The sequence below is a fragment of the Pseudomonas sp. LBUM1669 genome (genome assembly GCF_059695705.1).
The window spans coordinates 6138674-6157878 of the sequence record NZ_CP166784.1 but is presented as its reverse complement, the minus strand read 5'-3'; the positions used below and the strand labels follow the sequence as shown (position 1 = coordinate 6157878).

Sequence of the window (19205 nt, the reverse complement as noted above, 5' to 3'; positions counted from 1 at the left end):
GATAGGTTTTTTCGTACACGTTTAGTGGCGTTTACGACGGGCGTTTTTCTGCGGCCAATGGCTTACATGATTGAAGGAATATTAGGGCCTTTGTTTTTTCCCTGAGCGCGCTAGAATGCGCCCCGAACGTGCGGAGAACTGTATGTGGCAACAAACTCTGATTACCCTGCGGGCACGGCCCCGGGGCTTTCATCTGGTAACGGACGAGTTACTCGCCGGCCTGCCTGAACTCAAGGCGTGCCGGGTCGGTCTGTTGCATTTGTGGCTGCAGCATACCTCGGCGTCGTTGACCATCAACGAGAACGCCGATCCGGCGGTACGTCGCGACTTCGAACGATTTTTCAATCGTCTGATCCCACAAGGAACAGACGGCTATGAGCATAACGACGAAGGCCTGGACGACCTCCCGGCGCACTTCAAGGCCAGCGTGCTTGGCTGTCAGCTCAGTTTGCCGATTTCGGCAGGCCGACTGGCGCTAGGGACCTGGCAAGGTGTTTATCTGGGCGAGCACCGTGATTTTGGCGGTGCCCGTAAAGTCCTTGCCACCGTGCACGGTGAAGAGGCATGAACCGCTGGTCACCAGCGGTTATTGAATTTTTCCGGCGGCTGTCGACAGACGGTGAAGCTGGGCTATAACTAATCTGCTTTTCGCAAGTCATGAGGTAGAACATGAGCGACGATGATCTGGAAAACGACGACCTCGAAGTAGGCGACGACGACGAAACCGAAGAAGGTCTGGAAGCGGCGGCCGAAGACGTCGCTGAAGACGACGGCGGTGAAACGCCCGTTCCGACCGCCAAGGGTAAAGCCAAGGCAGCGGTATCGGTCGATGAGCTGCCGAGCGTCGAAGCCAAGAACAAGGAACGCGATGCTCTCGCGCGGGCCATGGAAGAGTTTTTGGCCAAGGGCGGCAAGGTGCAGGAAGTGGAGGCCAATGTGGTCGCCGATCCTCCCAAGAAGCCTGATAACAAGTACGGCAGCCGGCCTATCTAAGCGTCTGCTCGTGCTTGCTGAAAAAGCCCGCCGTCGCTGCGGGCTTTTTCGTGGGGGATGGGTAAGTAGACCGCGTTATCGTTCTTCGCGGGCAAGCCTCGCTCCTACAGGCTTTGCGTCGCTCACATAATTGGCGTGCGACACAAATCCTGTAGGAGCGAGGCTTGCCCGCGAAGGCGATCTCGAAGACGCTACGAAACGGAATTCCACAGGGCCAACAACGCCGGCAACTCCGTCAGGCTGCGAACCTCGGCATCCGGCGCCTTGTCCGCTTCCCATGCCTTGCCCGTCGGGTTAAACCAGATAGCCCGCAACCCCGCCTGCTGCGCCCCGGCAATGTCATCACCTGGGTGATCGCCGATATGCACCGCCGTCGCCGCCGTCGCCCCACCACGCTGCAACGCCTCGTGAAACAGGCGCGCATCGGGCTTGGCGATGCCGATGTCTTCGGCGCACAACGCAAACTTGAAGTAATCCGCCAGCCCCAGTCGACGTACATCGGCGTTGCCATTGGTGACCACACCCAGGGCGTAATGCTTGGCCAGGGTTTCCAGCGTCGGTTCGACTTCGGGGAATACCTCGATCTGGTGCCGGGCATGCAGGAACACTTCAAAACCCTTGTCGGCCAGCGCCGAAGCGTGTCCGTGGTCGTATCCGGACTCTTCCAGTGCATGGAAAAGCACCCGGCGGCGCAACGCACTGATGCGGTGTTTGAGGCTCGGTTCGCTGGTCAGGATCCGCTCACGAATAGCCCACAAATGCTCCACCGGCACCGCACCCAGGTTCGGTGCGTGCTCGGTCAGCCATTCACGCAGTATGGCTTCGGCGCTGACGATCACCGGGGCGGTGTCCCACAGGGTGTCGTCGAGGTCGAAGGTGATCAATTGGAGGGTCATGAGTCATCGCCTTTAATGCGTTTGGCCCGTGGATGGGCGCTGTCGTAGACCGTAGCCAGGTGCTGGAAGTCCAGGTGGGTGTAGATCTGGGTGGTCTTGATGTCCGAATGGCCGAGCAATTCCTGTACGGCGCGCAGGTCCTGCGAGGATTCCAGTAAATGGCTGGCAAAGGAATGCCGCAGCATGTGCGGGTGCAGGTTTTGCCCCAGCTCACGCTCGCCAGCGGCTTTGACCCGCACCTGAATCGCCCGGGGGCCAAGGCGCCGCCCTTGCTGGCTGACGAACACCGCGTCATCCGCCGGGTTGGTCATGGCCCGTAGCGGCAGCCACAGCTCTAGCGCCTCGCGAGCTTTTTTGCCGACCGGCAGCAGTCGGGTCTTGCTGCCCTTGCCGAGCACTTGAACCATGCCGTCGGCCAGATCCAGCTGATCCAGATTGAGCCCGGTCAGCTCCGAAAGGCGCAAACCCGAGGAATAGAACAGCTCCAGAATCGCCTGATCCCGACGCGCCAGGAAATCATCTTCCACCGCGCCTTCAAGCAGTTGCAGCGCGCGGTCGGTATCGAGGGTTTTCGGCAGCCGGCGTTCGCCCTTGGGCGGCGCCAGGCCGTTGGCCGGGTCGTGATCGCACAGGCCTTCGCGGTTCAAATAATGATAGAGCCCACGGACTGCCGACAGCAGTCGAGCCAGGCTGCGGGACGATTGACCCTGAGAATGCAGGCGCGCGATCAGGCTGCGCAGGCGCTGAATGTCCAGCGCGGCCCAGCTGCTGATGTTCTGTTTGACGCACCAGCCCAGCACTTTGTCGAGGTCGCGGCGGTAGGCGTACAGCGTGTGGGGCGACACCTGCCGCTCACTGCGCAGGTGTTCGCAGTAAGCGTCCAGTTGCCGTTCCATGGTCAGCGTACCGAGCGCAGGGAACTGTTGACCCGAGGCAGTACGCGACCCATGACTTCGGCGATGTAGCTCAGGAACAGCGTACCGACCGAACTTTTGTAGTGTTGCGGGTCACGACTGGCAATGGCCAGGATGCCGTGGATGCCTTGATGACTGATGGCGACGACGGCGGTGGAGCCTATCTGCTTGCGCTGTTCTTCGCCGAACAGGAAGTCCAGTTCGTGCTCACGCAGGCTGCCGCTGACGCTCTTGTCTTCCGAGAGCAAGCCACCAATGGCTGTTTGTGCCTCGGCATGGGTAACCCAGCGGCCCACCGGCATCGGGTTGTCACCCAGCAGGATCAGGCTGACGAAAGGCACCTGGAAGTCCTGGCGCAGACTGTCTTCGACGCTGATTACCACGTCTTCCAGGCTGCTGGCATCCATCAGCGCCAGAATCAGGCGACGGGTCTTGTCGAAGAGGCGGTCGTTATCGCGGGCCACGTCCATCAAATGCGAGAGGCGATGACGCAATTCGATATTGCGGTCGCGCAGGATGGTCATCTGCCGTTCGACCAGCGAAATGGTGTCGCCGCGCTGGTGCGGAATGCGCAAGGCCGGGAGCAGTTCTTCGTGCTCGACGAAGAAATCCGGATGAGCCTCCAGGTACGCGGCAATCGCCGCCGCCTCAAGGCTTTCGGAAGGAGATTCGTCGGGCTGTGGGGCGGGAACCTGGGGCTTATCTTTCATGGATTCGACTCTCTCAAAGACGCACTTGTCCTTCATAAACGCGGACTGCCGGGCCGGTCATCATGACCGGTTGGCCAGGGCCTGCCCATTCAATGGACAGACGCCCGCCGGGCAGGTCGATCAATAGCGGCGAATCCATCCACCCCTGGCTGATCGCGGCCACTGCGGCAGCGCACGCGCCGGTTCCGCAGGCCTGGGTTTCCCCGGCGCCACGTTCCCAGACGCGCAACTGCGCACGGTTGCGGTCGATGACCTGGAGAAAACCGACGTTGACCCGCGCCGGGAAGCGCGGATGGTGTTCGATTTTCGGCCCCAGTTCATGCACCGGTGCGTTGTTGATGTCGCTGACTCGCAGCACGGCATGGGGGTTGCCCATGGACACGGCGGCCAGTTCGACGGTCGTACCCTCGACATCGAGCTTATAACTCAAGGCCTGTTCTGGCGCGTCGAATGGAATCTCGGTCGGCACCAGGCGCGGTGCGCCCATGTTGACACCGATCTGGCCGTCGCTGCGGATATCCAGTTCGATGATGCCGCTTTTGGTCTCGACGCGAATCTGCCGCTTGGCGGTCAGGCGCTTGTCGAGTACGAAGCGGGCGAAACAGCGCGCACCGTTGCCGCACTGTTCCACTTCGGAGCCGTCGGAGTTGAAAATCCGGTAGCGGAAGTCCACGTCCGGGTTGCTCGGCGCTTCGACGATCAGCAGCTGGTCGAAACCGATGCCGGTGTGCCGATCGCCCCATTGCTTGGCGTGCTTGGGCAGGATGTGCGCGTGCTGGCTGACCAGGTCGAGGACCATGAAGTCGTTGCCCAGGCCGTGCATCTTGGTAAAACGCAGCAGCATGGGATTACTCCGGCAGCAGGCTTTCGCCAGCAAACAACTCGGCTACCGTCTCACGGCGACGCACTTCAAATGCCTGATCACCGTCCACCAACACTTCAGCGGCGCGGCCGCGGGTGTTGTAGTTGGAACTCATGACAAACCCATAAGCGCCGGCCGAATGCACGGCCAGCAGGTCGCCTTCTTCCAGGGCCAGTTCACGATCCTTGGCCAGGAAGTCGCCGGTTTCGCAGATCGGGCCGACGATGTCGTAGGCGCGAGCAGCGGTAGCACGCGGGCGCACGGCGGTGACGTCCATCCAGGCTTGATACAGCGCCGGGCGGATCAGGTCGTTCATGGCCGCGTCAACGATGGCGAAGTCTTTGTGCTCGGTGTGCTTGAGGTACTCGACCTGGGTCAGCAGCACGCCGGCGTTGGCGACGATGAAGCGGCCCGGCTCGAACACCAGCGCCAGGTCGCGACCGTCGAGACGCTCGCGCACGGCTTTGATGTAGTCGGCAGCCAATGGCGGCTCTTCATCTCGATAGCGCACGCCCAAACCGCCACCGAGATCGATGTGGCGCAGGTAGATGCCGCAGTCGCCGAGACGGTCGACCAGACCCAGCAAACGGTCAAGGGCGTCGATGAACGGCGGCAGGGTGGTCAGTTGCGAACCGATGTGGCAATCGACGCCGACCACTTCCAGGTTGGGCAACTGGGCGGCGCGGATGTATACATCTTCGGCGTCGGCGATCGCGATGCCGAACTTGTTCTCTTTGAGACCGGTGGAAATGTACGGGTGCGTGCCGGCATCAACGTCCGGGTTCACACGCAGCGAGATCGGCGCGCGAACACCCAGCTCGGCGGCGACCACTTGCAGACGCTCCAGCTCATCGGTGGATTCGACGTTGAAGCAATGGACGCCAACTTCCAGGGCGCGACGCATGTCGTCACGGGTCTTGCCGACACCGGAGAAAACAATCTTGTCGGCGCTGCCGCCAGCGGCCAGTACGCGTTCCAGCTCGCCACGGGAAACGATGTCAAAACCGGCGCCCAAACGCGCCAGGACATTCAGTACACCCAGGTTGGAGTTGGCCTTGACCGCAAAGCAGACCAGATGCGGCATGCCGGTCAGCGCATCGGCGTAAGCCAGGTACTGGGCTTCGATGTGCGCACGGGAGTAGACGTAAGTCGGTGTGCCAAAGCGCTCGGCGATGGCGGACAGGGCAACCCCTTCCGCGAACAGCTCACCGTCACGGTAGTTAAAAGCGTCCATGGCGTTCCCTTATTGGTAGACGTCGTGCTTGTGTGCTTTGGACGGCTGCTTTTGCGAGGACTGGGCCTGCTCGGCAGGGTCCTGGGAATCGTCAGGCAGGTACAGCGGGCCTTTTTGACCACAAGCCGACACAAGACAGGCAACCGCGAGGAGCGCGGCAAGGGAAGAGATCAGGCGCTTCATGGCGAAATCCTTGAAAATGCGTTAATTGCGCCGGAGTATACCGGCCACCCGGCAGCTTGCCTATGTAACGCAGCTCCCGTCCGGCGGGGCTTGGCCCGATACCGGCCAGATAGGTGTAATCCCTGTGGGAGCGTTTGATGTACCTATATCAGTGCTTGATCGTTATCCTTTGCAATCACCGGGGCTCGCCCGTATCTTGCGGCGCTTGAGCGTGAACAGACACTTTTTGAGGTTGCCGTAATGAGTTTGACCGAAGCCCGTTTCCACGATCTGGTCGATGCCACCCAGCAGACGCTGGAGGATATTTTTGACGAAAGTGGCCTGGATATCGATCTGGAGAGCTCTGCCGGTGTGCTCACCGTCAAGTTCGAAAACGGCAGCCAGTTGATCTTCAGCCGCCAGGAACCGCTGCGGCAGCTGTGGCTGGCGGCCGTGTCCGGTGGTTTCCACTTCGATTACGACGCCGAAAGCGAGCGCTGGATGTGCGACAAGAGTGAAGAACAGTTGGGCGAAATGCTTGAACGCATCGTCAAGCAGCAAGCTGACGTCGAGCTCGATTTCGAAGGTCTGTGAGATCGTGACCCAGCCTGCACCACTTCGCCCTCCCAAGCCGCTCTACAGCAATGTCAGCCCGGCGGTGCCCTCGCCGTGCAGCGGTGTGTGTCGGCTGGACGAACAGAAAGTCTGCCTCGGGTGTTTTCGCCATGTCGAAGACATCCGCGAATGGCACTCGGCCGACGATGATCGCCGCCGGGTTATCTGCGCCCAGGCAGTCCAGCGCAAAGCCTTGGCATAAGAGCTTTTGTGGCAAGGGAGCTTGCTCCGCTGGGCTGCGAAGCGGCCCCAAAAAGCTTACGACTGCTGCGCAGCCGAGCGGGACGGTGCGGCGATCCGACAAGCTCCCTCGCCACAGGCAAGCCTCTCTCAAAATGTCAGCGCAGGGGCTTGGTCGCCCCTCACTTGTATATTTATTGAGCTGTGATAGTGTCCAGAAACGCCTCAACCCATCGAGGCTCGTGAAAACCCCGCCTTTTTCTGGCGGGGTTTTGCTTTTTCTGTGCAGAAGAAAGGAGTCTGCCTCAATCATGACCGTACCTTCCATCACCCTCACCCGTCTGGACGTGCAACGTCTGGAACGCCTGATCGACAGCCTGGACGACACGCTGCCGGGCGTTATCGCGCTGCAAACCGAACTGGATCGCGCCGATACCCTGGTCGGTCACGATGAAGTGCCTGCCGATGTCGTCACCATGAACTCCCGGGTGCATTGCCGTGAAGAAATCAGCGGCAAGGACTATCACCTGACATTGGTTTACCCGAAGGATGCCAATGCTGACGAAGGCAAAATTTCCATTCTTGCGCCAGTTGGGAGTGCTTTGCTTGGTATGAAAGTGGGTCAGCACATCGACTGGCCGGCTCCGGGCGGCAAGACCCTGAAACTGACCCTGCTGGAAGTTGAATCGCAGCCGGCCAATGGCGGCGCTTTCACGGAGTAAAACCCTTCAGACCTGCTCGAGCGCCTCATTCAATGCGCGCTCCAGGTCGGCCTTGTAGCGCAAGTACAAATTACTTGAGCTCTGAGCATCACCGAGCAGACCCGACAGGTCCAGGTCGGTGATGTAGCAGCGATAGCGTTCGGTTTCCCGGCGCTGCTCGACGATTTCCTGGGCGACCACGCTGAACAGTTGGTCGCCATATTCCAGCTCTGAAAACTCCCGCTGATTGCAATACAACGTGACCTGCACCTCTCCCGGCGCGGCTTTGCCGATGATCGCCTGCACGTCGTAGAACGGTTTGTTGATCGGGGTTTGCGGCGCCGGCCGGGCTTCGACGCGACGCGCCCGGCCGGGGCCTGACGGCAATAGCTGGTAATACATCGTGTCGAGGTTCAGCGGCTGGGCGGCGTTCATCGGCAGCAAGGCGTCGCGTCGGTACTGGATCGATTGCAGGAACCGTTGCAGCGGCACCAGCAGGCTTTGTTCGTCGTGATAGGGCAAACGCTGCTGCCACAGGGCATTGAACTCGTCCAGGACGTACAGATCCGCCTGCTGTTCGGTGATTCGGTAGAACACCTGAATGCATTCGGGCTGGCCCATGGGCAGGATCAGCGCCAGGTCGTGGTCTTCCAGTGCCATCGGGTCCAGGTGCAGCGGGCTGTAGCTCGCGAGCTCTTCACCCAGGTAATCGAACAGCGCTGGCAACGTGGCGAGGGCGACGTGATTGACCTGGCCGGGCACCAGCTCCAGCACGTGGTAATGCTGCTGGACCTGAACCAGGTAACGATGATTGAGCTGGCTCAACAGCAGGTTCTGCGCGGTATCGAGGACCTCTTCGACTCGCCGGGCGATGAATTGCGCCCGGTTGTGGCAGAAACAGCGCACCCTCAACCTGGGTTGCAGTGGACCGTTCGGCAAGTTGTTGAGGTAGTCGCGCAGGCAGTCAAGCAGGGCGTGAGGGCCGTCGTAGCGATTGACCAGTACTTCGTTCCAGCTGTTGAGCGTGACCTGGTCCAGGGTCAGCACCAGGTTTTCCCGGACACCGGCGTAGCTCAGGGAATCGGTGCGCTCGGTGGTCATCAGGATATTAAGGTCGCGGTGATGCTTGAGCGGGTCGACGCCGACGTTCACCAGAATCAGCACTTCGCTCGGCACACTGGCGCGCAGTAATGGCTCTTCGGCGACCGTCGCCAATGGCAGGGCGATGCTTTGTTGCAGGCTGCCGAGCAGGTTGAACAGTTCGAACTCGCTCAAATCGCTGGTGCCGGGGTGCAAGGCGAGGCGGGTGCTGCTGTCGATCACGCCATTGCGGTGGCACCAGGTCAGCAGCTCCAGCAGTTGCCGACTGCGCTTGATCGGCGCGAAATGTTCCCACTCGTGGGCTGCCAGGCTGCCGTTGTATAAGCCCCACTGGGTTTGCCCGGGTTCTTTCTTGTTGGGCGCCTGCACCAGGGTCAGGGTGTCTTCGGCCAAGTCCGGGGCGATGCCGGGGTTGATGAACTCGACTTTGTCCGCTTTGCGCTCAAAGGCCGCATACAGCCGGCGACCCAGCACGTTGAGGTCGCGTTTGTTGATCAGGCTGACGGTTTGCTCGTTGCGGGCGAACTGGGTCAGGAAGCGGTAGCTGTAGTTCAGCTCGTTGACCAGGGCTCGGCGTTCGGTGCTGACCTGGCGGACTTTCCATTGGCTGCGACTGTCGAGCAGTGCCAGTTGCCGCTGATCCCAGTTCCATTCGTGAGCCAGACGCTCAAGCAGTGAACGTTGCCAGCTCTGGGTGCGACTGCTGCCGGTGAGCTTGCGGTTGACCTTCAGGTACAACGCACGGCGTACCAGTTCCAGGCGCTCCGGCTCGCCACGCGCGGTGAGGTATTCCTCAATGCGCCGGTAAACGACGATGTAGGGGTCGAGCTCGTCGAGATCCAGTTGATTGGCGAACACTGCCTGCTTGAAGCGCAAGCTCAAGCAGTGAACCTTCGGGTGTTCGCTGGCGTAAACCTCGGTCAGCAGTAGTTTGAGCACGGACTTGTAGGGCGACTCGATGCCCTTGAACAACTGCCAGAGCCCCGCGCCGATGAATTCCCCCGGCGGGATATAGGCCAGATGCCCCAAATCCAGCGACTCGTCTGCGCGGATGAAACGCTTGGACAGCAGCGTGTGGGTGTAACGGTCGTAGGCGGCTTCTTCGTAGACTGGCACCAGCCACCAGATCGGCGTGCGGCCGGCCAGCCAGATCGCAGTGCGGTAGAACTCATCCAGCAGCAGGTAGTGCTGGGTGGTGCCGCAGTCTTCCGAACTCAATTGCGTATCGCGCTCGCCGAGCACGAAGCGGGCCGGGTCGATCAGGAAGAAATGCGCCTCGGCGCCCTGGCTGGCGGCCCAGGCCTCAAGCAACTGGCACTTTTTGCGCAGCTCGGCGAGTTCGTTCTCGTTCAAGTCCGGGCTGTGACAGACCCACACGTCCATGTCGCTTTGATCGGCCTGGGCCAGGGTGCCGAGGCTGCCCATCAGGAACAGCCCGTGGATCGGTCGCGGCGGGTTGCTGCCGTGGCGTGGCTTATAGGAAAACGATCGGGTCAGGCGCTGGGCTTCAGCGAGGGCGTTGGCGTCAGGCTCGAAACTCGACAGACCGGCCGGTGTGCTGCCCGACACATAACCGGGCAGCAGCGGATGATTCACGTGGAAAAACAGCGGCAGCAGCGTCAGCACCGTTTGCTGGCGGGGCGACAACCCTTCCATGGCGCGGGCCATGCGGCCTTCGTTGAGCTTCAGAAAACGTGCGCGCAGCTGACTGAGAACCTTGCGGTCGATTCCCTCGTCCAGATCGGGGCGGATTTCATGGGTGCGGGTCATGTCAGCTCAAACCGGCTCGCGAGGCTCGGACGTGGGGTCTGCGGATGAGGGGCAGTTTAGCGCCTCGGGCCTGGGACTTTTAAGCTGATTTTGCTTTTGACGTCAGATTTATACCGTGCGGCGACCGCAGGTCAAAAAAGTGTGCCCGCGGAAATCCCGTAGCAGGGGTTTCCGTGGGCGATGCGGTAATGCTCAGGCTGTTTCCTGGACGCTCAGAATCGTCAGAACGGTTTGCACATTTTGCGCGGCGTCACGACCCAGACTGGTCAGATAACCACCATCGGGCTGGTCGATCAGTTCTTTTTCGTACAGGCGTTGAGCGGCAGCAATGGCTTTCGGGGCAGCGGTCTGATGAATTTTCAAACCTTCCTGGGAACTGTCCAGGTTGAAGAGGGCGAGGATTTCCAGTTCGGCAACCAACTCAGGGGTAAGCGACATAAGGACTCCAGACTTTCTAGGAATTGGACGACAGCGCCCCTAAGGTGAGCCCACTCGTGCGGCATGTCCAGTGCTCGCGACAGGGTTTTTTCGCCTCGGGATGCATTCCCCGGCGGGTGGTGCGGCAGCGGGGTGGATTCAGTGTAGTCAGGGTCAGGGGGAAGGCGGAGGAGATTGGTGACAATCTGTGTTGAGAGAAGGTTGTGAGGCGATGGAGCTTCTGTGGCAAAGGGGTTTTTGTGGCGAGGGAGCTTGCTCCCGCTGGGTTGCGAAGCAGCCCCAAAATCTCGGCAACTGTCGAAGATATTGCGAGCGCTTCGCACTCGAGCGGGAGCAAGCTCCCTCGCCACAGAGGCCTGCGCCCTGGAGGTCGGGGTTACTTCTTTTCGGGTGGCAACTCTGGCAATGCACGCAGCGCTGTTTCGTACCATTCGGTATTGAACGGGCGGTCTTCTTCGAGGATCGCGTCGATTTCTACCGCCAACACGTGGGCCATCAGGTTGAGGATTTCCTCACGCTCGTAACCCACCAGGGTCAGCTTGTTGAAAGTGGCCTTGGCCGCTGGCGGGTTGTCGCTTTCGATCTGGTTTTCGATGGCTTCGATCAGGGTGTTTTCGGTGAATTCTTCTTCGTCGTTATCGATGTCGGTTGGCTCGCTCATGGCAGGCTCCTCAAGTTTAAGGCGGCCAGTTTACCTGCATTCAGCGCTGTGATGCTGCTGGCAGGAATCGCTGCGGCGTTCTATAAACAGGCACTGCCAACCCCGCACGGCCTGGAGGCTTTGTGATGCTCAAGCTTTATGGATTTTCCGTCAGTAACTACTACAACATGGTCAAGCTGGCGCTGCTGGAGAAGGGCGTGCCGTTTGAAGAAGTACCGTTTTATGCCGGCACAAGCCCGGACGCGCTGGCCATCAGTCCGCGCGGCAAGGTGCCGGTCTTGCGCACCGAGCAGGGTTTCATCAACGAAACTGCGGTGATCCTCGAGTTCATCGAGCAAAGTCAGAAAGGTATGCCGCTCCTGCCGAGCGATCCGTTCGAGCGCTCGCAGGTGTTGGCGCTGGCCAAGGAAATCGAGCTGTACATCGAGTTGCCGGCTCGCGCCTGTTACCCCCAGGCGTTTTTCGGTATGCAGGTGCCGGAGGCGATCAAGGACAAGACCAAGGCAGAGCTGTTGGCAGGCTTTGCTGCGTTGGGCAGGCACGGCAAATTCTCCCCTTATGTGGCGGGGGACAGTCTGAGCATCGCGGATCTGTATTTCTTGTACAGCGTACCGTTGGCCTGTGCGGTGGCGCATAAGCTGTTCGATATCGATCTGCTGGCGGATATGCCGGGAGCCCAGGCGCTATTGGAGCGACTGGAGCAGAACCCGAACGTGCAGCGGATTGCGGCGGACAAGGAAGCGGCGATGCCGGCGTTTATGGCGATGGTCGCGTCCAAGAAGTAGGTTTTGTAGCGTTTTCAAGAATGCCTTCGCGGGCAAGCCTCGCTCCTACAGGATTTGCGCGGATTTCGTATCGGCGTGAATCCCGTAGGAGCGAGGCTTGCCCGCGAAGCTTTTAGCGGCTGGCGAGCAATGTCTGACCGCGCGCCACAGCCTTCTTGACCTGCGCCGGCGCAGTCCCGCCGATATGGTCGCGGGCGTTTACCGAACCTTCCAGGGTCAGCACGGCAAACACGTCCTGATCGATCTGGTCGCTGAACTTGCGCAGTTCCTCCAGGCTCATTTCTGCCAGGTCCTTACCGCTTTCTACGCCGTACTTCACGGCATGGCCGACGATTTCGTGGCAGTCACGGAACGGCAGGCCGCGGCGCACCAGGTAGTCCGCCAGGTCGGTCGCGGTGGAGAAACCACGCAGCGCGGCTTCGCGCATCATCGCGTGCTTGGGCTTGATCGCCGGGATCATGTCGGCGAAGGCCCGCAGCGAGTCGCGCAAGGTGTCGGCGGCGTCGAACAGCGGTTCCTTGTCTTCCTGGTTGTCCTTGTTGTAGGCCAGTGGCTGGCCCTTCATCAAGGTCAGCAGGCCCATCAGCGCGCCGAAGACGCGGCCGGTCTTGCCGCGCACCAGCTCTGGCACGTCCGGGTTTTTCTTTTGCGGCATGATCGAGCTGCCGGTGCAGAAGCGGTCCGGCAGATCGATGAACTGGAACTGCGCGCTGGTCCACAGCACCAGCTCTTCGGAGAAGCGCGACAAGTGCATCATCGCGATGCTCGCGGCGGAGCAGAACTCGATGGCGAAGTCACGATCGGACACGTTGTCCAGCGAGTTGCCGCCGACGGCATCGAAGCCCAGCAATTGAGCCGTGAATTCGCGGTCGATCGGGTAAGTGGTGCCGGCCAGCGCAGCGCTGCCCAGCGGCATGCGGTTGGTGCGCTTGCGGCAGTCGACCAGGCGCTCATAGTCGCGGCTGAGCATTTCGAACCAGGCCAGCATGTGGTGCCCGAAGGTCACCGGCTGCGCGGTTTGCAGGTGGGTGAAGCCCGGCATGATGCTGCCGGCTTCGCGCTCGGCCTGTTCCAGCAAGCCTTTTTGCAGGCGGGTGATTTCGGCGAGGATCAAGTCGATCTCGTCACGCAGCCACAGGCGGATGTCGGTGGCGACCTGGTCATTGCGGCTGCGCCCGGTGTGGAGCTTTTTACCGGTGACGCCGATGCGGTCGGTCAGGCGCGCCTCGATGTTCATGTGCACGTCTTCGAGGTCGATGCGCCAGTCGAACTGGCCGGCCTCGATTTCACCCTGGATGGTCTTCAGGCCATCGGTGATGCTGTCGCGCTCGGCGTCGGTCAGCACGCCGACCTTGGCCAGCATCGTGGCGTGAGCGATCGAGCCCATGATGTCGTGGCGATACAGGCGCTGGTCGAAAGTGACGGAGGCGGTGAAGCGGGCGACGAAGGCGTCGACGGGTTCACTGAAGCGGCCGCCCCAGGACTGATTGGTCTTGTCAGTGCTCATGAATTCGCTCGTGTCGGCTGAAGAAAAAATGACGTTGGAAGCTGCCGCGGATAATAACAGGGTTGCCAATCCTGTCGCTGACACTGGTCGACAGGTTTTTTTCACAAGGCGAGGTCCATACTCAGGACATGCCTTGTGGGAAATTGCGCAACGATATTTTTCAATTGAGCAATATCGTCCCGGCAACCGTCTACAGTTGGACAGTAGGATCAGCGCACTTCTCGGCGCTGCGGCTGACTATAAGAAGAGGGGGTGTTCATATTGTGTATCGGCAAACCCTACGGCGATACCTCGCTTATGCGGGCCAGAGCCTCCAATCACTTGCCAGATGAAAATTTAGCCGCCGGTCTCGCGGCACTTTTTGGCCCTCGCGCTAGTCTTAGCGTGGATCGCGGTGACGGACGTCACTTCACCTGTCTACGCTATCCTTGTGCGAGACTCACGCAGGAATCCAGCGCAATATGAATGTCCTGATCGTTGATGACGAACCCCTAGCCCGCGAGCGCCTGAGCCGAATGGTTGGCGAACTTGAGGGATACACTGTCCTGGAGCCCAGCGCCACGAACGGCGAAGAGGCGTTAGCGCTGATCGACAGCCACAAGCCGGATATCGTGTTGCTCGATATCGGCATGCCAGGCCTTGATGGCCTGCAAGTGGCTGCCCGGTTGTGCGAACGCGAAACCCCGCCCGCCGTGGTGTTTTGCACCGGGTCCGATGAATTTGCCGTGGAAGCCCTGCTGGCCAGCGCCGTGGGCTATCTGGTGAAGCCTGTGCATACAGATCAATTGCAACATGCGTTGAAAAAAGCCGAGCGGCCCAATCGCGTCCAGCTCGCAGCCCTGACCCGTCCAGCCGCCGAAAGCGGTAGCGGCCCACGCAGCCACATCAGTGCCCGGACACGTAAAGGCATTGAGCTGATCCCGTTGGGTCAGGTGGTCTACTTCATTGCCGACCACAAATACGTGACCTTGCGTCATGAAGGCGGCGAAGTGCTGCTGGATGAACCGCTCAAGGCTCTGGAAGATGAATTCGGCGATCGTTTCGTGCGCATCCACCGCAACGCTCTGGTCGCCCGCGAACGCATCGAACGCCTGCAACGCACGCCGCTGGGGCATTTTCAGCTGTTCCTCAAAGGCCTCAATGGCGATGCCCTGATCGTCAGCCGTCGCCACGTGGCCGGCGTGCGCAAAATGATGCAACAGCTTTAATTCGCTGTTCACAGGCGAACTTCACACCCGATTGCTGGACGTCTGAGGCCAGGGAGGCCACGCAGTGTCTGATACAAGTCAAAGTGGATTTGGCTGAGCTGTTATTATCCGCCGTATCTATTCAGTACGGATTGATCCATGTCCTCTCGCGAAATCCGCATCGCCACCCGCAAAAGTGCTCTTGCCCTGTGGCAGGCCGAATACGTCAAGACCCGCCTGGAGCAGGCTCATCCGGGCCTGCTTGTGACGCTGGTGCCCATGGTCAGTCGTGGCGACAAGCTGCTCGACTCGCCCCTGTCGAAAATTGGTGGCAAGGGTCTGTTCGTCAAGGAACTCGAAACCGCGCTGTTGGAAAACGAAGCCGACATCGCCGTGCACTCGATGAAAGACGTGCCGATGGATTTCCCCGAAGGCCTCGGTCTGTTCTGCATCTGCGAGCGCGAAGACCCGCGCGATGCGTTCGTTTCCAATACCTACGCCAGCCTGGATGATTTGCCGCAAGGCAGCATCGTCGGCACCTCCAGTCTGCGCCGCCAGGCTCAGTTGCTGACCCGCCGCCCGGACCTTGAAATCCGCTTCCTGCGCGGCAACGTCAACACGCGTCTGGCCAAGCTTGATGCCGGCGAATACGACGCCATCATCCTCGCGGCCGCCGGCCTGATTCGTCTGGGCTTCGAAGAGCGCATCACCTCGGCAATCAGCGTCGACGACAGCTTGCCGGCCGGTGGCCAAGGCGCGGTCGGCATCGAATGCCGTAGCGTTGACAGCGAAATTCACGCCTTGCTGGCGCCGTTGCATCACCAGGACACCGCCACCCGTGTGACCGCGGAACGTTCCCTCAACAAACACCTGAATGGCGGCTGCCAAGTGCCAATCGCCTGCTACGCCGTGCTTGAAGGCGAGCAGATCTGGTTGCGCGGTCTGGTGGGCGATCCGAGCGGCGGCCTGCTGCTCAGCGCCGAGGCCCGCGCACCACGTGGCGATGCGCAAGCCTTGGGTGTGCAAGTGGCTGAAGACTTGCTGAGCCAGGGCGCCGGCGACATTCTGAAGGCGGTCTATGGCGAGGCAGGTCACGAGTGACGGGCTGGCGCCTGCTGCTGACGCGCCCTGCGGATGAGTCGGCGGCGCTGACCAGTGTTTTGTCGCAAGCGGGGATTTTCAGCAGCAGCTTGCCGCTTCTGGAGATCGAGCCGATTGCTGTCTCTGACACAATGCGCGAGGTGATTCGGGGGCTGGATCGTTACTGTGCGGTGATCGTGGTCAGTAAACCGGCCGCCAGAATCGGCGTTGACCTGCTCAATCAGTATTGGCCACAGCCACCGTCCCCACGCTGGTTCAGCGTGGGCGCGGCGACTGCGCAGATCCTGGCGGATAACGGGCTGGACGTGAGTTATCCCGCTGAGGGCGATGACAGCGAAGCCTTGCTCGAACTTCCCTCGTTGCGCGAGGCGATTGCCCGACCCGATCCGCGGGTGCTGATCCTGCGCGGGGAGGGCGGGCGCGAGTTGCTGGCTGAGCGTTTGCGCGAGCTTGGTGCTAGTGTCGAGTATCTGGAGTTATACCGTCGCGGACTGCCTCAATACCCGTCGACGGCGCTGCCTGACCGGATCGAAGCGGAACGCTTGAACGGGCTGGTGGTCAGCAGTGGACAGGGTTTTGAGCACCTGCGCCAATTGGCGGGCGATGCCTGGCCTGAAATGGCGCGGTTGCCGTTGTTTGTTCCAAGCCCCCGGGTCGCCGAGCTGGCACGTGCCGCCGGGGCCCAAACAGTTGTGGATTGTCGTGGCGCCAGTGCCACGGCTTTGCTGACGGCGTTACGGGAGCATCCCGAACCCGTTCTCTAATGCAAAGGATGGATACGTGAGCGAAACAGCCTTGCCTAAAGATGACGTGCTGCCGGTGCTTGAAGCGCCGGTTGAAACTCCACCACCTGCCACAGTGCAGCGCCGGGGCAATGGGCTGGCAATCGTCGCGCTGCTGCTGGGCGCTGCCGGTGTTGCCGTGGGCGGTTGGGGTGTCTGGCAGGTGCGTCACCTGCAAGCCAACAATCAGCAGCAGTTGAGCCAGGTCCAGGCGTTGAACGATCAGGCGCAGAGCCTGAAACTCAATGAACAGCGCCTGAGCGCGCGCCTTGAACAAATGCCTGCGGCCGAAGAACTGGACGCTCGCAGCCGCCTGGTGACGCAGTTGCAAGGTGATCAGCAACGCTTGAATCAGCGTCTGGAAACCGTCCTCGGTGCGAGTCGCAAGGATTGGCGTCTAGCCGAAGCCGAGCACTTGTTGCGTCTGGCTAGCCTGCGCCTTTCTGCGTTGCAGGACATCAGCAGCGCTCAGGCCCTGGTGCAGGGCGCCGATGAAATTCTGCGTGAACAGAACGATCCGGGTGCCTTTGCCGCTCGCGAGCAAGTGGCCAAAACCCTGGTGGCACTGCGCAGCACAGCACAGCCGGATCGTACCGGGTTGTTCCTGCGATTGGGCGCGTTGCGCGATCAGGTCATCGACCTCACCGAGCTGGCCCCCGAGTACAAGGATCGTGGCGAATCGCTGTTGGGTCTGACGGCCGATGGCGACGGTGCCAGTCGTTGGGCGCAGTGGTGGGATCAGATTTCGCGCTACATCCGCATCGACTTCAATGCTGACAAAAATGTTCGCCCTTTGCTGGCAGGGCAGAGCCTGAGTCAGGTGCGTCTGGCGCTGAGCCTGGCGCTGGAGCAGGCGCAATGGGCCGCGCTCAATGGCCAGGCAGCGGTTTACACCCAGGCGCTGGCCGAGGCGCGTGATGTATTGACGGGCAACTTCAACCCGGACAACCCTCAAAGCAAAGTCATGCTTGAGCAGGTGGGTGAGTTGAGCAAGCAGCCGGTCACTGTGGTCACGCCGGACCTGACCGGGACGTTGAGTGCGGTTCAGGGGTATCTGGAGCGGCGTAACGTCAACGCCGAAGACTCGATCAAACCGATGGCAAAACCGGCCGCGAACACTGCGCAGGAGGCCACGCCATGAAACGCCTCTATGTGATCGTGTTTCTGGTCATCGCCGCAGCCGCCGCACTGGGCCTGGCGATCGCCGAGCATTCCGGTTACGTGTTGATCGCCTACAAGACCTTCCGCTATGAAGCGAGCCTGTGGGCGACCCTGGTGTTGGTCTCGGTGCTCTGGCTGGTGTTCTGGGGCATCAAGGCGTTGATCGAGCTGGTGATGACTTCCAGCGGCGTGGTCAATCCTTGGTCGCGACGCAATCGCAGCCGACGGGTACAAGTGGCGATCGAACACGGTCAGCTGGACCTGGCAGAAGGACGCTGGGCCAGTGCGCAGCGTCATTTGCATCGCGCCGCCGAAGCCGAGCGACAGCCGCTGCTCTATTACCTCGGGGCTGCACGCGCCGCCAATGAACAAGGTCACTACGAGGAATGCGACAACTTGCTGGAGCGCGCCCTCGAACGCCAGCCCCAGGCGGAGTTGGCGATTGCGTTGAGTCACGCCCAGTTGCAGAACGACCGTGGCGACACGGAAGGCGCCCTGGTGACGCTGCAAGCCATGCACGAGCGTCATCCTCATAACGTTCAGACCCTGCGCCAGTTGCAGCGTCTGCATCAGCAGCGCGGCGACTGGTCGGCGGTGATTCGCCTGCTGCCTGAGCTGCGCAAGGATAAAGTCTTGCCGCCCGCCGAGCTGGCCGATCTGGAACGCCGGGCGTGGGGTGAAAACCTTTCCCTGGCGGCGCATCAGGAAGCGGATGGCACGGTCGGTTTGCAATCGCTCAATCGCGCCTGGCAGCAACTCACCTCGGCTCAGCGCCAGGAACCACAGTTGGTGCTGGCCTACGCGGAGCAGCTGCGGCAACTGGGCGCACAGGTCGAAGCGGAGGAGGTTCTGCGCACGGCGCTCAAGCGCAAGTACGACAGTCATCTGGCTCGTCTCTACGGTCTGGTGCGCGGTAGTGATCCGGCTCGTCAACTGCAAACGGCCGAGGGTTGGCTCAAGGATCATCCGGCCGACCCAAGCCTTTTGCTGACACTCGGCCGCCTGTGTCTGCAAAGCAGTCTGTGGGGCAAGGCGCGGGACTATCTGGAAAGCAGCTTGCGGGTACAGCGCAACCCGGAAGCCTGTGCGGAACTGGCGCGATTGCTCGCACAGCTCGGCGACACAGAGCGCAGCAATCAGCTGTTCCAGGAAGGCCTGGGTCTGCTGGACGAGCGCCTGCTGGCGGCACCACTCCCAGCGCCCGTTTACGCCTGAAACGATCCCTTTGTAGCAGCTGGCGCAGCCTGCGTCCGGCTGCGAAGCAGTCGTAAAACGAGCGCCACGGTTTCATCAGGCTTATCGCGTTTGAATTTATGACGGCTGCTTTGCAGCCGGACGCAGGCTGCTACAGGGGCGAAAGCCGTTCTTTGGCGCGATTCGGTCGCGTGAAATCCGTAGAATGTTTGGCGTTGTAGTCCCTGATTGGCTTTGTCCTACAGAGGGCT

At 60.9% G+C, this 19205-nt stretch carries 21 protein-coding genes; 11 read left to right on the top strand and 10 right to left on the bottom strand.

The window, feature by feature from the left end; genetic code table 11:
- Positions 1–142 precede the first annotated feature (142 nt).
- The gene (locus ACA051_RS28700) at positions 143–568 is read left to right on the top strand and encodes a secondary thiamine-phosphate synthase enzyme YjbQ (RefSeq protein WP_008030499.1); all 426 of its coding nucleotides are present in this window, start codon (positions 143–145) and stop codon (positions 566–568) included.
- Between the two features lie 101 nt (positions 569–669).
- On the top strand, positions 670–993 hold the full coding sequence (gene sutA / locus ACA051_RS28695; protein WP_094470027.1) for a dormancy-specific transcriptional regulator SutA: 324 nt from the start codon (positions 670–672) through the stop codon (positions 991–993).
- A 191-nt stretch (positions 994–1184) separates the two neighbouring features.
- Here sutA and ACA051_RS28690 read toward each other — a convergent pair whose 3' ends face one another.
- The 6 genes from ACA051_RS28690 to lptM are packed head-to-tail and all read right to left on the bottom strand — an operon-like array spanning position 1185 to position 5792.
- Entirely contained in the window at positions 1185–1889 is a 705-nt protein-coding gene (locus ACA051_RS28690) for an HAD family hydrolase (protein WP_497372820.1), read from the bottom strand.
- Positions 1886–2785: a tyrosine recombinase XerC gene (xerC, locus tag ACA051_RS28685; RefSeq protein ID WP_090178141.1), complete on the bottom strand. Its 900-nt coding sequence runs from the start codon at positions 2783–2785 to the stop codon at positions 1886–1888. Before xerC ends, ACA051_RS28690 begins: the two co-directional genes overlap by 4 nt.
- Positions 2786–2787: 2 nt before the next feature.
- Positions 2788–3513, bottom strand: coding sequence for a DUF484 family protein (locus tag ACA051_RS28680; RefSeq protein WP_497306350.1), 726 nt, complete (start codon positions 3511–3513; stop codon positions 2788–2790).
- Positions 3514–3526: 13 nt separating this feature from the next.
- The gene (gene dapF / locus ACA051_RS28675) at positions 3527–4357 is read right to left on the bottom strand and encodes a diaminopimelate epimerase (RefSeq protein WP_027926405.1); all 831 of its coding nucleotides are present in this window, start codon (positions 4355–4357) and stop codon (positions 3527–3529) included.
- 4 nt (positions 4358–4361) lie between these two features.
- Positions 4362–5609, bottom strand: coding sequence for a diaminopimelate decarboxylase (gene lysA / locus ACA051_RS28670; RefSeq protein ID WP_497306348.1), 1248 nt, complete (start codon positions 5607–5609; stop codon positions 4362–4364).
- 9 nt (positions 5610–5618) lie between these two features.
- Complete coding sequence (lptM, locus tag ACA051_RS28665; RefSeq protein WP_075946461.1) at positions 5619–5792, bottom strand: LPS translocon maturation chaperone LptM; 174 nt, start codon at positions 5790–5792, stop codon at positions 5619–5621.
- A 240-nt stretch (positions 5793–6032) separates the two neighbouring features.
- On the opposite strand from lptM, the gene cyaY reads away from it, so the two are divergent.
- From cyaY to rnk, 3 genes are all read left to right on the top strand, one after another.
- Positions 6033–6365: an iron donor protein CyaY gene (gene cyaY / locus ACA051_RS28660; protein ID WP_305447385.1), complete on the top strand. Its 333-nt coding sequence runs from the start codon at positions 6033–6035 to the stop codon at positions 6363–6365.
- Positions 6366–6369: 4 nt separating this feature from the next.
- Complete coding sequence (locus ACA051_RS28655) at positions 6370–6588, top strand: DUF1289 domain-containing protein (RefSeq protein WP_497372818.1); 219 nt, start codon at positions 6370–6372, stop codon at positions 6586–6588.
- 289 nt (positions 6589–6877) lie between these two features.
- Complete coding sequence (gene rnk, locus ACA051_RS28650) at positions 6878–7288, top strand: nucleoside diphosphate kinase regulator (RefSeq protein WP_497306345.1); 411 nt, start codon at positions 6878–6880, stop codon at positions 7286–7288.
- Between the two features lie 6 nt (positions 7289–7294).
- On the opposite strand, the gene ACA051_RS28645 is transcribed toward rnk, so the two are convergent.
- The 3 genes from ACA051_RS28645 to ACA051_RS28635 form a co-directional block, all read right to left on the bottom strand.
- Positions 7295–10138, bottom strand: coding sequence for a class I adenylate cyclase (locus tag ACA051_RS28645; RefSeq protein WP_497372816.1), 2844 nt, complete (start codon positions 10136–10138; stop codon positions 7295–7297).
- Between the two features lie 192 nt (positions 10139–10330).
- Positions 10331–10576, bottom strand: coding sequence for a TIGR02647 family protein (locus ACA051_RS28640; protein WP_094470036.1), 246 nt, complete (start codon positions 10574–10576; stop codon positions 10331–10333).
- Between the two features lie 376 nt (positions 10577–10952).
- Complete coding sequence (locus tag ACA051_RS28635; RefSeq protein ID WP_497306341.1) at positions 10953–11237, bottom strand: hypothetical protein; 285 nt, start codon at positions 11235–11237, stop codon at positions 10953–10955.
- A gap of 125 nt (positions 11238–11362) precedes the next feature.
- On the opposite strand from ACA051_RS28635, the gene ACA051_RS28630 reads away from it, so the two are divergent.
- Positions 11363–12022, top strand: a complete 660-nt coding sequence (locus ACA051_RS28630) for a glutathione S-transferase family protein (protein ID WP_497372814.1) — start codon at positions 11363–11365, stop codon at positions 12020–12022.
- Between the two features lie 112 nt (positions 12023–12134).
- On the opposite strand, the gene argH is transcribed toward ACA051_RS28630, so the two are convergent.
- Positions 12135–13529 (bottom strand): argininosuccinate lyase, encoded by a 1395-nt coding sequence (argH, locus tag ACA051_RS28625; protein ID WP_497306337.1) that lies wholly within the window; start codon positions 13527–13529, stop codon positions 12135–12137.
- A gap of 461 nt (positions 13530–13990) precedes the next feature.
- Here argH and ACA051_RS28620 point away from each other — a divergent pair, with 461 nt between their 5' ends.
- The 5 genes from ACA051_RS28620 (at position 13991) to ACA051_RS28600 (ending at position 18975) form a co-directional block, all read left to right on the top strand.
- The gene (locus ACA051_RS28620) at positions 13991–14737 is read left to right on the top strand and encodes a LytR/AlgR family response regulator transcription factor (RefSeq protein WP_497306335.1); all 747 of its coding nucleotides are present in this window, start codon (positions 13991–13993) and stop codon (positions 14735–14737) included.
- 138 nt (positions 14738–14875) lie between these two features.
- Positions 14876–15817, top strand: coding sequence for a hydroxymethylbilane synthase (hemC, locus tag ACA051_RS28615; protein ID WP_497372812.1), 942 nt, complete (start codon positions 14876–14878; stop codon positions 15815–15817).
- Entirely contained in the window at positions 15814–16581 is a 768-nt protein-coding gene (locus tag ACA051_RS28610; RefSeq protein WP_497306331.1) for a uroporphyrinogen-III synthase, read from the top strand. Before hemC ends, ACA051_RS28610 begins: the two co-directional genes overlap by 4 nt.
- A 16-nt stretch (positions 16582–16597) precedes the next feature.
- Positions 16598–17740, top strand: coding sequence for a uroporphyrinogen-III C-methyltransferase (locus ACA051_RS28605; protein ID WP_497372810.1), 1143 nt, complete (start codon positions 16598–16600; stop codon positions 17738–17740).
- The gene (locus ACA051_RS28600; RefSeq protein ID WP_497372808.1) at positions 17737–18975 is read left to right on the top strand and encodes a heme biosynthesis protein HemY; all 1239 of its coding nucleotides are present in this window, start codon (positions 17737–17739) and stop codon (positions 18973–18975) included. Before ACA051_RS28605 ends, ACA051_RS28600 begins: the two co-directional genes overlap by 4 nt.
- The last annotated feature ends 230 nt before the right edge of the window (positions 18976–19205 follow it).

Bases quoted from the DNA above. Each gene is read 5' to 3' on its own strand.
- ACA051_RS28700 (WP_008030499.1), top strand. From the start codon at position 143: ATGTGGCAACAAACTCTGATTACCCTGCGGGCACGGCCCCGGGGCTTT.
- sutA (WP_094470027.1), top strand. From the start codon at position 670: ATGAGCGACGATGATCTGGAAAACGACGACCTCGAAGTAGGCGACGAC.
- ACA051_RS28690 (WP_497372820.1), bottom strand. From the start codon at position 1,889: ATGACCCTCCAATTGATCACCTTCGACCTCGACGACACCCTGTGGGAC.
- xerC (WP_090178141.1), bottom strand. From the start codon at position 2,785: ATGGAACGGCAACTGGACGCTTACTGCGAACACCTGCGCAGTGAGCGG.
- ACA051_RS28680 (WP_497306350.1), bottom strand. From the start codon at position 3,513: ATGAAAGATAAGCCCCAGGTTCCCGCCCCACAGCCCGACGAATCTCCT.
- dapF (WP_027926405.1), bottom strand. From the start codon at position 4,357: ATGCTGCTGCGTTTTACCAAGATGCACGGCCTGGGCAACGACTTCATG.
- lysA (WP_497306348.1), bottom strand. From the start codon at position 5,609: ATGGACGCTTTTAACTACCGTGACGGTGAGCTGTTCGCGGAAGGGGTT.
- lptM (WP_075946461.1), bottom strand. From the start codon at position 5,792: ATGAAGCGCCTGATCTCTTCCCTTGCCGCGCTCCTCGCGGTTGCCTGT.
- cyaY (WP_305447385.1), top strand. From the start codon at position 6,033: ATGAGTTTGACCGAAGCCCGTTTCCACGATCTGGTCGATGCCACCCAG.
- rnk (WP_497306345.1), top strand. From the start codon at position 6,878: ATGACCGTACCTTCCATCACCCTCACCCGTCTGGACGTGCAACGTCTG.
- ACA051_RS28645 (WP_497372816.1), bottom strand. From the start codon at position 10,138: ATGACCCGCACCCATGAAATCCGCCCCGATCTGGACGAGGGAATCGAC.
- ACA051_RS28640 (WP_094470036.1), bottom strand. From the start codon at position 10,576: ATGTCGCTTACCCCTGAGTTGGTTGCCGAACTGGAAATCCTCGCCCTC.
- ACA051_RS28635 (WP_497306341.1), bottom strand. From the start codon at position 11,237: ATGAGCGAGCCAACCGACATCGATAACGACGAAGAAGAATTCACCGAA.
- ACA051_RS28630 (WP_497372814.1), top strand. From the start codon at position 11,363: ATGCTCAAGCTTTATGGATTTTCCGTCAGTAACTACTACAACATGGTC.
- argH (WP_497306337.1), bottom strand. From the start codon at position 13,529: ATGAGCACTGACAAGACCAATCAGTCCTGGGGCGGCCGCTTCAGTGAA.
- ACA051_RS28620 (WP_497306335.1), top strand. From the start codon at position 13,991: ATGAATGTCCTGATCGTTGATGACGAACCCCTAGCCCGCGAGCGCCTG.
- hemC (WP_497372812.1), top strand. From the start codon at position 14,876: ATGTCCTCTCGCGAAATCCGCATCGCCACCCGCAAAAGTGCTCTTGCC.
- ACA051_RS28600 (WP_497372808.1), top strand. From the start codon at position 17,737: ATGAAACGCCTCTATGTGATCGTGTTTCTGGTCATCGCCGCAGCCGCC.